The organism is Cupriavidus sp. DL-D2 (genome assembly GCF_039710735.1).
Lineage (GTDB): Bacteria > Pseudomonadota > Gammaproteobacteria > Burkholderiales > Burkholderiaceae > Cupriavidus.
Genome location: NZ_JBDKXK010000055.1, coordinates 35,065 through 47,673 on the forward strand (window position 1 = coordinate 35,065; position 12,609 = coordinate 47,673).

Here is a 12,609-nt window from a genome sequence, read left to right on the forward strand (position 1 = left end):
ATTCCAACGCAACAAGACCAAAACGAAGAGGACAAGAATGAAGCAGCCCCTCGCCACCTGCCTGACGTTGTGCGCAACCGCTACCGTCGCACTGAGCCTCACCAGCATCGCCGCCCACGCCGCCACCCTGGCCCCCGAAGCCGCGCAGCAGCAATCGCAGGCGAGCTATCGCGAGTATCTGGATCTGCTGGGCATTCCGAATGACTCGGTGGTGCCTGCGGATATCCAGCGCAACGTGGCGTGGCTCGATCAGGCGTTCAAGAAGCGCGGCTTCACCACGCAGGCGTTGGATAACGATGGCAAGCCGATGTTGTTTGCCGAGTATCCGGGCAAGCAGGCATCGCGCAAGACCGTGCTGTTCTACATGCATCTGGACGGCCAGCCGGTCATCCCTTCGCAGTGGGCCCAGAAGAGTCCCTGGACACCGGTGCTGAAAAAGAAAGGCGCCAACGGCGATTGGGAAGAGATCGACATGAACAACCTGCTCACGGGTGCGCTGGACCCTGAGTGGCGCGTGTTCGGTCGTTCCTCGTCCGATGACAAGGGGCCGATCATGATGCTGCTGGCGGCCATCGATGCAATGAAGGCGGCGGGTGCGCAGCCCGGCGTGAACATCAAGGTCATCCTCGATAGCGAAGAGGAGAAGGGCTCGCCCTCTATCGGCAAGGTAATGCAGGCCCATCGCGACCTGCTGGCCTGCGACGGCATGATCATCCACGATGGCCCGATGCACGCCACCAATCGTCCCACGCTGATCTTCGGCAACCGTGGTGCGGCCAAGGCAAAGATCACCGTGTATGGTCCGAAGGCGCCCTTGCACAGCGGCCACTATGGCAACTACGCGCCGAACCCTGCTTTCCGGCTGGCGAGCCTGCTCGGTTCGATGAAGGATGAGAGCGGTCGCGTGACCATCCCCGGCTACTACGCCAAGGTCCGCCTCGGCCCTGCGGAGCGCAAGGTCATGGCGGCGGTGCCCGATGACGAGAAAGCGCTGAAAACGCGTATCGGTATTGCGAAGGCCGAGAAGGTCGGCGCCAATTACCAGGAGGCGCTGCAGTACCCGTCGCTGAACGTGCGAGGCATGGCATCTGCCGCCGTGGGTGACAAGGTTGCCAATATCGTGCCGGACAAGGCCGAGGCGGAACTGGACCTGCGTACCACGCCGGACTCCGACGCGGCATACCTCGGCAAGCTGATCGAACAGTACATCGTCAAGCAGGGCTATCACCTCGTCAAAGGCACGCCGACCGACGAGGACCGTGCGCGCTATGACAAGCTCGCCAGCTTCTCGTATCAGAGCGAAGGTGCGAACGCTGCCGGCTCGCCGATGGATTCCGGTGTCGCGAAATGGGCGTACCAGAGCATCACCGGCACGTTCGGCACCAACCCCGAGCCTGTCCGCATCCGCATGATGGGTGGTACCGTGCCGACCGCTGAAATCGTGGATGTGCTCAACGTGCCGTTCGTGATCATTCCGCTGGTCAATGCCGATAACAACCAGCATGCGGCGAACGAGAATCTCCGGATGGGCAACTACGTCAACGGCGTGCGTACACTCTACGGCCTGATGACGGCGTCGTTCTGAAGCCTGCTGCACCCGCCTCGCATGGTCTAAGCTGATAGCAGCGCACGGCTTCCGCTGGGAGCCGTGCGTCCCGTGAAGGACGTAGTGCCATGTATCGCTTATCCATGTGTGTCGTGGCCTTGCTGGCCACGATGGGCCCGGCCCTGGCGGCCGAGCCCTCTCGTGACGTGTTGTCCGTCACCTTCGTCAAACCCGACACCTATCAGGACGCCTCGCGGCGCTATGGCTACGGCAGCGACCCGCAAGTGCTCGACGCAATTCGCCAGCACCTGCAGAAGCTGGCAGATCGCGGCTTGCCGTCCGGCTACTCGCTGTCGATCGATGTGCTCGATATCGATCTCGCGGGCTATATCGAGTGGCGCACCGCCAGCCAGGTGCGCGTGATCCGCGATGCCACGTGGCCGCGCATGACGCTGCACTATGCGCTCAGACATGGCGACCAGACCATCGTCGACCAGCAGGAGCGCATCAACAACATGAACTTCCACTGGGGCATCAATACCTACGGCTACAGTGATCCGCTGCGCTACGAAAAAGCGATGCTCGACGACTGGTTCGAACGATCCATCGCGCGACGCATACAGGAGTAGCGACGAAGCCGCGGTGGATCAACCGCTGGCCGTCAGTTTCCGCGTTCCACGCCGTTCCACGATGGCGCCGGACGCTGCGGCATGCACGATGCGGCGGAATGTCGGACATTCCATATGACTCGGCGCAGGACATGCCGCTGCGTGCCGCAATCCGTCGCGTAGCACCACAAGCCTGCGGATCGTACGGTCGAGTTCGTCGGCCTTGCCGGCAAGCAGCGTCCGGTCTATCTCCACCTGTCCGTGGCTGGCCAGCATGCCGGCGATCTCGTCGAGCGAGAAGCCGCAGGCTTGCCCAAGCGCGATCAGCGCCAGCCGTTCGAGCACGTCGGCATGGAATTGCCGGCGCAACCCCCTGCGTCCCGAGGGCGCGATCAGTCCCTTTTCCTCATAGAAGCGTAATGTGGAGGCCGGCACGCCGGATTGCCGCGCTACCTCGCCGATATCGAGCTGCATGTGCCGCTGTCCCCCCTTGACCTCAAGCTGACTTGAACGCGCACAGTGTAGCTTTCCACCAGTTCACAAGGAACGCACATCATGGACAATCAGCCTCGCGCGAACATCGATCAGGACACGCTCTGGAACGGTACCGGCGGCCACGCCTGGGTCAGGAACCAGGCGACGCTGGACCGCATGTTCGCGGGATTCGAGCCTGTCCTGCTTGCGCCGGTAGCCGCCGGCACCGCGCAGCGGGTGCTCGATATCGGCTGCGGCACGGGTGCCGTGACCCTTGCTGCGGCGCGCAAGATGGGCGGCGCCGGGCATTGCACAGGGGCCGACCTTTCCACGCCGATGCTCGATCTGGCGCGCACCCGCGCGGAGCGCGAAGGCATCCACGCCCGATTCTTGCGGGCGGATGCGCAGACATACCCCTTCGATGCGGCAGGCTTCGACGTGATCGTGTCGCGCTTCGGCGTGATGTTCTTCGACGATCCCGTTGCGGCATTCGCCAACCTGCGGCGCGCCGTGCGCACGGATGGCGTGCTGCGCGCCGTTGCGTGGCGCAGCCCCGCCGAGAATCCATTCATGACCATCGCCGAGCGCACCGCAGAGCCACTACTGCCGCCCGTGCCGCCCCGGGCACCCGATGCGCCCGGGCAGTTCGGTTTCGCCAACGCGCAGCGCGTGGCCACGATCCTTGCCGAAGCGGGCTGGCAGGACATCGACATCGCGCCGATCGATGTCGCGTGCACGCTGACGGAAGGGCAACTGATCGACTACATCGGCTGGCTGGGGAGTGTCGGGCAGCGCCTGCTATCCGTCGATGCCGCTACGCGGACGCGGGTGATCGAGACCGTTCGCGCGGCGTTCGAACCCTTCGTCGATGGGAACGACGTGCGCTTTACGGCAGCGTGCTGGCAAATCGATGCGCGCGCTGGACACCGATCGATCCCGGTGTCGGCACCGCGATGACACCGTGTTGATCGCATGTCGGCGACAGGCCAACACGTCCAGCCGTTTTCAGTCCCGACACTGGCCGGGACGCGCCATCGGCATCACTTTGTGGCCCGCACGCCAACTGGTACGACTTCTGCGATATGGCAAGGGAACGCCCCCTACGCGTTCTGTGTTTTTCCTTGCTACTGTCCATCGGAGTCCTGTCATGCAACGCAGATTCACCACGTTTGTTCTCACCACCATCACCCTCGCCACCGCACTGATCGCAGGCGCCGCCCAGGCATCGGGACCGCGCGACAGCACGCACGCCGGCGACAAGTACGGCTACAGCTTCCGCGCGGAAACCCGCGACGTCTACAGCGACGGCGCGCGCAGCGGCCGCTTCGATACGTTCAGCGAAGGCGCACGCGACGTGACACCAGCCACCACGCGCGACCGCGACTCGGACCGTTCGCTGTCGGGTCTCGATCGCCGGGGCGTTTCTTCGGAGCCATCGCGTCAGTTCGATGTCTACACGGACGGCGCGCTGGCCTGAGCGGTGAACACATCGCGGGCCGGGCCTGGAAAAGCCTGGTCTGCGATGTGTCATGCGAGCGGATCGGTGTTTACGCGGGTTTTGCCACACAGCGCTTGCATGGGGAGGGTGGTTTGCTTTTAGACTGAACACAACCGCGCAGCGAAGGCGCAGCTGTTTTATCAGCCAATCCTCCACCAGCGAGCGAAGAGCCATGTCGATTCCCCACCTTGCTTCCGGCCAGACCGCCAGCGTATTGCCGCTGGGCGCGAATCTCAAGAACACCCCCACCACCGCGTTGTTCAAGGCACCGCACATGGAAGTGTGCCGGCTCGTGATGCTCGCGGGCAAACAGTTGCCGCCGCATGCCGTGGCCGGCCCGCTCACCATCCAGTGCATCGAGGGCGAGGTGGAAGTCGAACTCGATGGCAATTCGCAGCGGCTGCATCAGGGCGATCTGATCTATCTCGCCGGCAACGTCAGGCACGACCTCAAGGCGATTACCGATGCAACGGTGCTGCTGACCATCGTGCTGCTGGGCAACGGCGGCTAGACCGCCGCTGTCTCCGGCTTACTGTACGGGGGTAGGCGCCGCAGCCATGACGCGGCTGGCCTGGCTGACCTTGCGCTCGGCCAGCAGCTTCTTGATGGCTGCCTCGGTCTCGTCGTAGCGTCCTTCGCCATAGTGCTGGTAGACGATGCGGCCATTCGCGTCCACGAGGTAGAGCGCAGGCCAGTACTGGTTGTGATACGCCGCCCACGTGCCGTAGTCATTGTCTTGCGCCACGGGGTACTTGATGCCGTACTCCTTCAGCGCCTGCTCCACATTGGCCGTCGATTTCTCGAACGGGAATTCCGGCGTGTGGACACCCACGACCACCAGCCCCTGGTCCTTGTATTTGTCATACCACTGCTTCACATGCGGCAGCGTGTTCACGCAGTTGCCGCAGGCGTATGTCCAGAAATCCACAAGCACCACCTTGCCCTTGAGTCCTTCCATCGTCAGCGGCGGCGAGTTGAGCCAATGCGTGATGTTCGTGAATGCAGGGGCCGGACCCTGATCGCCGGTGCGCGGGCTCGATGCAAAGGCACCTGCAGCGAAGTTGTAGAGGATGGCAATGCAGACGGCTGCAAACAGGGCGGGAACAAGGGTACGGCGCATGATGGGGCCTTTCGTGAAGATGCCCGCCGGCATGCCATGCATTGGCCTGCCAGCGGGCGAATCGTGAGATCAGGCGATCTCGAATTCGATATGGATGTTGCCGGTGAGCGCCTTGGAGTACGGGCAGGTGCCGTGTGCCGTTTCCACCAGCTTCTGCGCCACGTCGGACGCCACGCCCGGCAGGTTCACGCGCAGGCGGGCCTGTAGCAGGTAGGCGTCGGCCGTCATGCCGAGGTCGATCTCGGCGTCGACGGACAGGTCCGCCGGCAGCTTCACTTCATGCTTGACCGCAGCCTTGTTCAGCGCCCCGATGAAGCAGGCCGACCAGCCGGCAGCCAGCAGTTGCTCGGGGTTCGTGCCCATGCCCCGGCTGCCCGGCGACGACAGCGCGATATCGAGCTTGCCGTCATCGCTGAACGCCTTGCCATCACGGCCACCCGAGGTGGTGTGGACACGGCCGGTGTAGAGGACTTTTTCGATGCGGATCATGGTGGTTTCTCCTTTTTGGTGGTTGTGCTGGAAGTTCGGTGAATTCGGCAAGGCTCAGGCGAGCGCGCCATCGGTGTACGGATCGACGCTGCGCGCCGGATCGGCCGAGACACCGACGCGGTCGAGACCGGCTACGGTGCGGGCACCGTCGTAGTACGGGTCAACGTTGCGGGCGCCGTCGTAGTACGGGCTGCGCGGTTCCTGCACCGAGCGGGCACCCTGGGTGAACGGGTCGGCCGGCGTGTTGATGGCTGCCACGGTGCGGGCACCGTCGGTGTACGGGCTGCGCGGCTCCTGAACCGAACGGGCACCTTCGCTGTAGACGTCACGATCCTGTTGGACGGTACGTGCACCGTCGGTGTACGGGTCGCGGGGGCTCGAGACGGATGCCTGTGCGCCAGCGGCGGCGGCAGCAAGGGCAACGGCGAGGACGAGGCGGGCGGTGAGGGTCTTGGACATGATCAGATTCCTTAAAGTCGATTTCGATGAAAACTTGCATCGGCAGGTGCCGGGACCGGGATTCGCTTCGTTGCGTTGCATCCGGCCACGAGACGTATTTAAGGCGTCCGACGTATCGCGCCCGTAGCGATCTGGCCCCGTTTATGTCAGGGCGCGTATCGGTACGGCGGGTTGATACATGGGGGTACAAAGAGGGGGAGGCGGGGGTCTTGCTCCCCTCTCCCGCAAGGCGAGAGAAGGGTTGGGGGTGAGGGCCAGCGTGTCGTGCTTGACGAGCGTGGCTAGTGGCGTAAAGCCCTGCCCTCACCCCTGGCCCCTCTCCCGCGCAGCGGGAGAGGGGAACAAACAGTCAGATTGGAGAGGATCACCCCAGCCGAATCTCCGCGGCCAGCCCCCCGCCCTCACGATTCCGCAGTTTCAGCGATCCGCCCACAGCCAACGCCAACTGGTGGGCAATCGCCAGACCCAGCCCACTGCCGCCCGTCTCCCGGCTGCGCGAGCCTTCCAGGCGCACAAATGGCTGCAGCACCGCATCGAGCTTGTCTTCAGGAATACCGGGACCGCGATCGAGCACTTCAATGATCACGGTATTGGCTTCGCGGCGCACATCCAGCTCGGCGGCGCCGCCGAATTTCAGCGCGTTATCCACCAGATTGGTCAGAATCCGACGCAGCGCATGGGGCCGCGTAGTCAGCGCCCCCCCTGCATTCTGGGTGATACTGACCGCCTTGCCGGTGTCCTGGTAGTCATAGACCAGGCTCTCCACAAACGATCCAAGATCGATGCGTGACGGCTTCTCGCCCTCGCCGCTCGTGGTGCGGGCATAGGCGAGCCCTTCCTGCACCAGCGTCTGGATCTCGGCCAGATCGCTGACCATCTTGCGCTTTTCCTCGGTATCTTCGGCCATCTCGGCGCGCAGCTTCATGCGCGTGATGGGCGTCTGGAGATCATGGGAAATCGCCGCCAGGATCTGCACGCGCTCTTCCACGAACTTGGCGATGCGGTCGCGCATGGCGTTGAAGGCACGCGCGGCGCGGGCCAGTTCGGTGGGGCCGGATTCGTCGAGCGGTGTCGATTTGGTATTCGGATCGAGCGCGTCGGCTGCATCGGCCAGCGCCACCAACGGACGAATGGCCAGCCTCACCGCGAACCAGCAGCACAGCACCAGCAGCAGCAACTGCAGCACAAACGTGTACGGCAGCCACTGCGCCACAGGCGTCATGCGCGGATGCACGTCGATGGTCAGCGGGCTGCCGTCGCTCAGTGTCAGGTGCGCCTGCAGCCGCTTGCCATCGCCGGGAATTTCTTCCACGGACACCGGAAACCGTCCGCCGCTGGCGTCCATGATGCGATCGGCGATGTCCCGTCCGCGCTGCGTCATCTCGGGCGTGCCCGGCAGACCCGGCCCCAGGATGTACTGGTAGTTGCCGCGATTCAGGCGCGGCAACCACTGGGGCCGCTCCGCCGCTGGCAGGCGGTCGAGAATCGCCACGGACGTGGCCACGTCGGTTTCCAGCGTGCCGAGCATCACTTGCCGCGCCGACAGGTACCGCTCGGAAAACAGCAGCGCGAACGACAGCAGATGGGCAACGATCAGGCCACCCAGCAGGATCAGGAACAGCCGCGATACCAGGGAACGCGGCCACAGCCAGTGGCGGATGTTCACTGACGGGCCTCCCGGATCTCCACCGGCATCGAGAACACATAGCCTTCGCTGCGCACGGTCTTGATGTAGGCGGGCTCGCGCGCATCGTCATTGAGCCGCTGGCGCAGGCGGCTGACCAGCAGGTCGATCGACCGTTCGAACATTTCCGCTTCACGCCCCTGCGTCAGGTTCAGTAGCTGATCACGGTTCAGCACGCGCTGCGGATGATCCACGAAGACGCGCAGCAGCCGGTATTCCGCGCCGCTCAGGGCCACGATGGTGCCCTCCTGGTCGATCAGGTGCCGTGCGGTGGTGTCGAGCTGCCAGTCACCGAACGCCAGGATCTGGCCCGCCTCGGTGATCTGCAGGTTGGGCGGCAGCATCCGTGTGCGGCGCAGCACGGCCTTGATGCGCGCCAGCAATTCGCGCGCGGCAAAGGGCTTGGTCAGGTAGTCGTCGGCCCCCATTTCCAGGCCGATGATGCGGTCGGTCTCGTCGTCTCGCGCGGTCAGCATCAGGATGGGCGTGGTCTTGTGCTTGCCGGCACGCAGCTCGCGGCACAGCACCAGGCCGTCATCGCCGGGCAGCATCACGTCCAGCACGATCAGGTCCACCGCGTTGGCATCCAGGAACTGGCGCATGTGGCGGCCATCGGGCGCCATGGTCACGCGCAGGCCATTCTTGGTCAGGTAGGTGGAGACCAGCTCCCGGATCTCGCGGTCGTCATCGACGATCAGGATGTGGTCCACGTGCGTTTCCATGCCTATTCACCTTTTTCTTTCTGGAACTGGGGGGCGATCTGCCTTGCTGGCCGCCATTGTATGGGGGGTGCGCCGGCAACGTGTATCGCAGTGTATCTGGCCGCGCGGGTCCCACAATCCGGTACAACTCGGCGCTTCCACGACACATCTGCGGAAGATGGCAGGCGTCTCATAGCGGCATGCCAGCGTTTGGCCTGCCCTGCAGACCCGAAGAAGACCACCGAGAGAGACACGACCATGACCCTGCTGATCCTTGCCTACCTGGGTGGCGCACTGACCATCCTGAGCCCATGCATCCTGCCCGTGCTGCCGTTCGTGCTGAGCCGGGGCACCCAGCCGTTCCTGCGCGGACGGCTGCCGATGCTGGCCGGCATGGCGCTGACCTTCGCCGGGGTGGCCACGCTGGCCTCGATCGGCGGTGCCTGGGCCGTGGAAGCCAACCAGTACGGCCGTTATGCCGCGCTGGCGCTGCTGGCCGTGTTCGGGGTGTCGCTGCTGGTGCCGCAACTGGCCGGATGGCTGGCTCGGCCCGTGGTGGCCCTAGGCAACCGGCTGACGAACAGGCAGGGGGTTCACGCCGACGGTGGCCCCTCGCCCTGGGCATCGCTGCTGCTCGGCGTGGCCACGGGCATGCTCTGGGCGCCCTGCGCCGGCCCGATCCTCGGCATCGTGCTGACCACGGCGGCCCTGCAAGGCGCCAGCGTGCAAAGCTCGCTGCTGCTCGTGGCCTACGCGGCGGGTGCGGCCACCTCGCTGGCGGCGGCACTCGGTCTCGGCGGACGCCTGTTCGCGGCCATGAAGCGCTCGATGGGCACTGGCGAATGGCTGCGCCGGGGGCTGGGCGTCGGTGTGCTGGCCGGTGTGACCGCCATCGCCTTTGGCGCCGATACGGGCCTGCTGGCGCGTCTCTCCACGGGCAGCACGGCCGGACTCGAACAGACGCTGATCGACAAGTTCCACGCCGGCCGCCAGGCATCGGCCCAGGCCAGCGTGCCCGCCGACTCCGGCATGCTGCTGGCCGCCAACGACACCAGCCCTGGCTTTGGCAGCCGCCTGCCCATCGAGGGAAAGATGCAATCGTTCGACGGCGCCGTGCAGTGGTTCAACTCGCCACCGCTCACGCGCGAGCAGTTGCAGGGCAAGGTCACGCTGGTCTATTTCTGGACGTACTCGTGCATCAACTGCATCCGCACGCTGCCGTACCTGCGCGCCTGGGCCGAGAAGTATCCGAACCTGACGGTCGTCGGCGTGCATACGCCCGAGTTCGCTTTCGAGAAGAATCCCGACAACGTGCGCCGCGCCATTGCCGATTTCAAGATCAAGTTCCCGGTGGCGGTGGACAGCGATTACCGCATCTGGCGCGCCTGGGGCAACAACTACTGGCCGGCTGCGTATTTCGTCGATGCACAGGGCAATATCCGTCATCACCAGTTTGGCGAGGGGGATTATGGCAAGTCGGAGCGCGTCATCCAGACGCTGCTCGCCGAGGCCGGCCAGCCGTCCGCCTCGCGTGACCTGGTGACGCCCGACGCGCCCGGTGCGCAGGCCGCCCCCGATCTCAAGGATCTGCGTTCCGGCGAAACCTACGTGGGCTATGAGCAGGCGACGAACTTCGCATCGCCGGGCGGCATCCGCCAGGATGCCCCGCGCAACTACACCGTGGGCGACCTGCGCCTGAACCAGTGGGGACTGAACGGCCAGTGGACCGTGCGTCCGGACCACGCCGCGCTCGAGCGCGCCGATGGCAGCATCCGCTACCGCTTCCAGGCGCGCGATCTTCATCTGGTGCTGGGGCCGGCCCCCGATGGCCGTGCCGTGCGGTTCCTGGTAACCATCGACGGCAAGCCGCCCGGCGCGAGCCACGGCGCCGATATCGACGCCAACGGCAACGGTGCCATCACGCAGACCCGGCTCTATCAACTGGTGCGGCAAGCGGGCGAAGTGGGCGAGCACACCTTCGAAATCCGTTTCCTGGACCCGGGCGCGCAGGCTTACGCGTTCACGTTCGGTTGAGCGGCGCGGCGCGGCGGGACTTTGACCGCCGCGCCCGCCCGTGGCAGCATCGCGGCTCATGCCTTTTCAGGAACAGGAGCATCGATGACCCGGATTCGTGCCATGCTGCTTGCAGCGATCATCCCCCCCTTGCTGGGCGCCTGCGCCAGCGGGACAAACGTGGAGTATCTGGAAGCCCAGGACGGCAAGGACCTGCACTCGGATGCCAGCGTGGGCGATCTGGTGCTCTGCCTGAAGCGCAAGCTCGGTGACGATGCCAACGTCATGGCCTATCCCGAACCCGGCAAGGTCGATGTCCGCGTGGGCTATGGCAGCCGCGCCGATGCAGGCTATTCCTACCTGATCCGCCTGCGCGCCGCACAGCAGGGTACGAACGTGGAAATCAGCACCGCCGGCGATTTCCGGCCGCTGCTGAGCCAGGGCCGCGTGACCGGCTACGTCAGGGACTGCAAGCCCGGCACGGCAGTGCGGTAAGACGTTTCTGATCGTCCAGAATCGACGGTTTCGAGTCGAATCCGGACATCGCATTCAATTATTTCAAGGCGCGATCTGACACCTTTCGTCGCGCGTTCGCGTGTGTGAAGGCGTACGGCATACTGCCCCGGCCATGGAGTCTTCCATCCCGAGGAGAGGTGAGCCAGTGAAATCCACACAGATCGCGAAAATCGTTAGCCCATTCATCGTCGCAGCCGCGCTTGCCGCGACAGGCGTGGCGCATGCCCAGCAAGCACCTGCACCTGCCACCGTGCCGGTCACGCTCGACAACTTCGTGCGGGCCGAATCGGACATGTATTTCGCCGGACTGGCGAAGCAAGGGGGCGTTGGCAAACTCCTGCATCGTCGCGAGCCCGCGTCGATCGACCACCAGACCGTGGTCCGACTCAACCGCGACACGCTCTACTCGTCCGGTGTGTTCGACCTCGATGCCGGCCCCGTGACCATCACGATGCCTGATCCGGGCAAGCGGTTCTTCTCGATGCAGGTCATCAACGAGGATCACTACACCCAGGCGGTGTACTACGGTGCCGGCAAGCGTGTGCTGACCCGCGCGAACGTGGGCACGCGTTACGCGGTGGTTGGCATCCGCACGCTGATCGATCCCGACGATCCCGCAGACGCCAAGCGCGTGCATGCATTGCAGGATGCCATCCAGGTCAGCCAGGCATCGCCCGGCAAGCTTGATCTGCCCAACTGGGACCCCGCAGGCCAGAAGAAGATCCGCGATGCGCTACTGGTGCTGGCCTCGGTGATGCCTGACTTCCACCAGTCCTTCGGCAAGAAGGGCGAAGTCGATTCGCTGAAGCACATCATCGGTACGGCCGCAGGCTGGGGCGGCAATCCGGATCGCGATGCCCAGTACCTCAACGTCACGCCCAAGCAGAACGACGGCAAGACCGTGTACCGGCTGAAAGTGGGTCAAGTGCCCGTGGACGGCTTCTGGTCGGTCAGCGTCTACAACGCAAAGGGCTACTTCGAGAAGAACGAAGCCAATGCCTATACGTTGAACAATGTGACGGCCCGGCGCGAGACCGATGGCAGCATCAAGATCCAGTTCGGCAACTGCGATGCGCAGACGTTCAACTGCCTGCCCATCATGGAAGGATGGAACTACACGGTGCGGCTGTACCAGCCGAAGAAGGAAGTGCTGAACGGGAAGTTTGTGTTTCCGGAGGCGGTGGCGGTGAAGTGAGGTTCAAGCATTCCGTCAACGTGGTCCCCTCTCCCGCGAGCGGGAGAGGGGTTAGGGGAGAGGGCAGGAGGTCCTGCTTGCCGATTACATCGTAATTTGCACCGCTTGCCCTCTCCCCCGCCCCTCTCCCGGAGGGAGAGGGGAGAAAACAATCAGTGATTCAAACTTTAGTGCGACTTCTCATCCGGGTTCGCCGCCAGCAAGTCCAGCATTTCATCCGCGTGTTCTTCCTCAACGGCCAGGATGCTTTCCATCAGCCGGCGTGACGTCGGGTCTTTTTCCCCGATGTAATGCACGATCTCGCGA

Annotated in this window: 14 protein-coding genes and 1 pseudogene; 8 read left to right on the top strand and 7 right to left on the bottom strand. The window is 64.4% G+C overall.

From position 1 onward, the window contains the following. Window positions 1–37 precede the first annotated feature (37 nt). Window positions 38–1,585: a M20/M25/M40 family metallo-hydrolase gene (locus ABDB81_RS23200; RefSeq protein ID WP_346813714.1), complete on the top strand. Its 1,548-nt coding sequence runs from the start codon at window positions 38–40 to the stop codon at window positions 1,583–1,585. Window positions 1,586–1,674: 89 nt separating this feature from the next. Then, window positions 1,675–2,175 (top strand): DUF3016 domain-containing protein, encoded by a 501-nt coding sequence (locus tag ABDB81_RS23205; RefSeq protein WP_137928299.1) that lies wholly within the window; start codon window positions 1,675–1,677, stop codon window positions 2,173–2,175. An 18-nt stretch (window positions 2,176–2,193) separates the two neighbouring features. On the opposite strand, the gene ABDB81_RS23210 is transcribed toward ABDB81_RS23205, so the two are convergent. Further along, window positions 2,194–2,628 carry a helix-turn-helix domain-containing protein gene (locus ABDB81_RS23210; protein ID WP_137928298.1) on the bottom strand — a complete coding sequence of 145 codons (435 nt, stop codon included), beginning with the start codon at window positions 2,626–2,628 and terminating at the stop codon, window positions 2,194–2,196. 81 nt (window positions 2,629–2,709) lie between these two features. Here ABDB81_RS23210 and ABDB81_RS23215 point away from each other — a divergent pair, with 81 nt between their 5' ends. The 3 genes from ABDB81_RS23215 to ABDB81_RS23225 all read left to right on the top strand — a co-directional run bounded on the left by ABDB81_RS23215 (window position 2,710) and on the right by ABDB81_RS23225 (window position 4,637). Next, on the top strand, window positions 2,710–3,585 hold the full coding sequence (locus ABDB81_RS23215) for a methyltransferase domain-containing protein (RefSeq protein ID WP_346813715.1): 876 nt from the start codon (window positions 2,710–2,712) through the stop codon (window positions 3,583–3,585). Window positions 3,586–3,775: 190 nt separating this feature from the next. Beyond that, a complete protein-coding gene (locus ABDB81_RS23220; protein WP_160474423.1) occupies window positions 3,776–4,105 on the top strand; it encodes a hypothetical protein in 330 nt (109 codons plus the stop codon). A gap of 193 nt (window positions 4,106–4,298) precedes the next feature. After that, a complete protein-coding gene (locus tag ABDB81_RS23225) occupies window positions 4,299–4,637 on the top strand; it encodes a cupin domain-containing protein (protein ID WP_137928295.1) in 339 nt (112 codons plus the stop codon). 18 nt (window positions 4,638–4,655) lie between these two features. On the opposite strand, the gene ABDB81_RS23230 is transcribed toward ABDB81_RS23225, so the two are convergent. From ABDB81_RS23230 to ABDB81_RS23250, 5 genes are all read right to left on the bottom strand, one after another. After that, window positions 4,656–5,246, bottom strand: coding sequence for a thioredoxin family protein (locus tag ABDB81_RS23230; RefSeq protein WP_137928294.1), 591 nt, complete (start codon window positions 5,244–5,246; stop codon window positions 4,656–4,658). A 69-nt stretch (window positions 5,247–5,315) separates the two neighbouring features. Next, window positions 5,316–5,735 carry an organic hydroperoxide resistance protein gene (locus ABDB81_RS23235; RefSeq protein ID WP_137928293.1) on the bottom strand — a complete coding sequence of 140 codons (420 nt, stop codon included), beginning with the start codon at window positions 5,733–5,735 and terminating at the stop codon, window positions 5,316–5,318. Between the two features lie 54 nt (window positions 5,736–5,789). Beyond that, complete coding sequence (locus tag ABDB81_RS23240; protein ID WP_346813716.1) at window positions 5,790–6,194, bottom strand: hydroxyquinol 1,2-dioxygenase; 405 nt, start codon at window positions 6,192–6,194, stop codon at window positions 5,790–5,792. Between the two features lie 364 nt (window positions 6,195–6,558). Then, entirely contained in the window at window positions 6,559–7,860 is a 1,302-nt protein-coding gene (locus ABDB81_RS23245; RefSeq protein WP_346813717.1) for an ATP-binding protein, read from the bottom strand. After that, a complete protein-coding gene (locus ABDB81_RS23250) occupies window positions 7,857–8,600 on the bottom strand; it encodes a response regulator (protein ID WP_137926995.1) in 744 nt (247 codons plus the stop codon). The genes ABDB81_RS23245 and ABDB81_RS23250 overlap by 4 nt, the downstream gene beginning before the upstream one ends. A gap of 237 nt (window positions 8,601–8,837) precedes the next feature. Here ABDB81_RS23250 and ABDB81_RS23255 point away from each other — a divergent pair, with 237 nt between their 5' ends. The 3 genes from ABDB81_RS23255 to ABDB81_RS23265 all read left to right on the top strand — a co-directional run bounded on the left by ABDB81_RS23255 (window position 8,838) and on the right by ABDB81_RS23265 (window position 12,303). Further along, window positions 8,838–10,613 (top strand): cytochrome c biogenesis protein DipZ, encoded by a 1,776-nt coding sequence (locus tag ABDB81_RS23255; protein ID WP_346813718.1) that lies wholly within the window; start codon window positions 8,838–8,840, stop codon window positions 10,611–10,613. 84 nt (window positions 10,614–10,697) lie between these two features. Continuing rightward, a complete protein-coding gene (locus tag ABDB81_RS23260) occupies window positions 10,698–11,087 on the top strand; it encodes a hypothetical protein (protein WP_137926997.1) in 390 nt (129 codons plus the stop codon). A gap of 166 nt (window positions 11,088–11,253) precedes the next feature. Continuing rightward, on the top strand, window positions 11,254–12,303 hold the full coding sequence (locus ABDB81_RS23265) for a DUF1254 domain-containing protein (protein ID WP_249359568.1): 1,050 nt from the start codon (window positions 11,254–11,256) through the stop codon (window positions 12,301–12,303). Window positions 12,304–12,470: 167 nt separating this feature from the next. Here the strand turns inward: ABDB81_RS23265 and ABDB81_RS23270 are convergent. Continuing rightward, a pseudogene (locus ABDB81_RS23270) lies at window positions 12,471–12,609 on the bottom strand (bacterioferritin); the annotation flags it as partial.

What these genes read in the sequence shown, in the direction of transcription:
- ABDB81_RS23200 (WP_346813714.1), top strand. Translation starts at nt 38, where the DNA reads ATGAAGCAGCCCCTCGCCACCTGCCTGACGTTGTGCGCAACCGCTACC.
- ABDB81_RS23240 (WP_346813716.1), bottom strand. Translation starts at nt 6,194, where the DNA reads ATGTCCAAGACCCTCACCGCCCGCCTCGTCCTCGCCGTTGCCCTTGCT.
- ABDB81_RS23235 (WP_137928293.1), bottom strand. Translation starts at nt 5,735, where the DNA reads ATGATCCGCATCGAAAAAGTCCTCTACACCGGCCGTGTCCACACCACC.
- ABDB81_RS23230 (WP_137928294.1), bottom strand. Translation starts at nt 5,246, where the DNA reads ATGCGCCGTACCCTTGTTCCCGCCCTGTTTGCAGCCGTCTGCATTGCC.
- ABDB81_RS23210 (WP_137928298.1), bottom strand. Translation starts at nt 2,628, where the DNA reads ATGCAGCTCGATATCGGCGAGGTAGCGCGGCAATCCGGCGTGCCGGCC.
- ABDB81_RS23255 (WP_346813718.1), top strand. Translation starts at nt 8,838, where the DNA reads ATGACCCTGCTGATCCTTGCCTACCTGGGTGGCGCACTGACCATCCTG.
- ABDB81_RS23250 (WP_137926995.1), bottom strand. Translation starts at nt 8,600, where the DNA reads ATGGAAACGCACGTGGACCACATCCTGATCGTCGATGACGACCGCGAG.
- ABDB81_RS23225 (WP_137928295.1), top strand. Translation starts at nt 4,299, where the DNA reads ATGTCGATTCCCCACCTTGCTTCCGGCCAGACCGCCAGCGTATTGCCG.
- ABDB81_RS23205 (WP_137928299.1), top strand. Translation starts at nt 1,675, where the DNA reads ATGTATCGCTTATCCATGTGTGTCGTGGCCTTGCTGGCCACGATGGGC.
- ABDB81_RS23220 (WP_160474423.1), top strand. Translation starts at nt 3,776, where the DNA reads ATGCAACGCAGATTCACCACGTTTGTTCTCACCACCATCACCCTCGCC.
- ABDB81_RS23215 (WP_346813715.1), top strand. Translation starts at nt 2,710, where the DNA reads ATGGACAATCAGCCTCGCGCGAACATCGATCAGGACACGCTCTGGAAC.
- ABDB81_RS23260 (WP_137926997.1), top strand. Translation starts at nt 10,698, where the DNA reads ATGACCCGGATTCGTGCCATGCTGCTTGCAGCGATCATCCCCCCCTTG.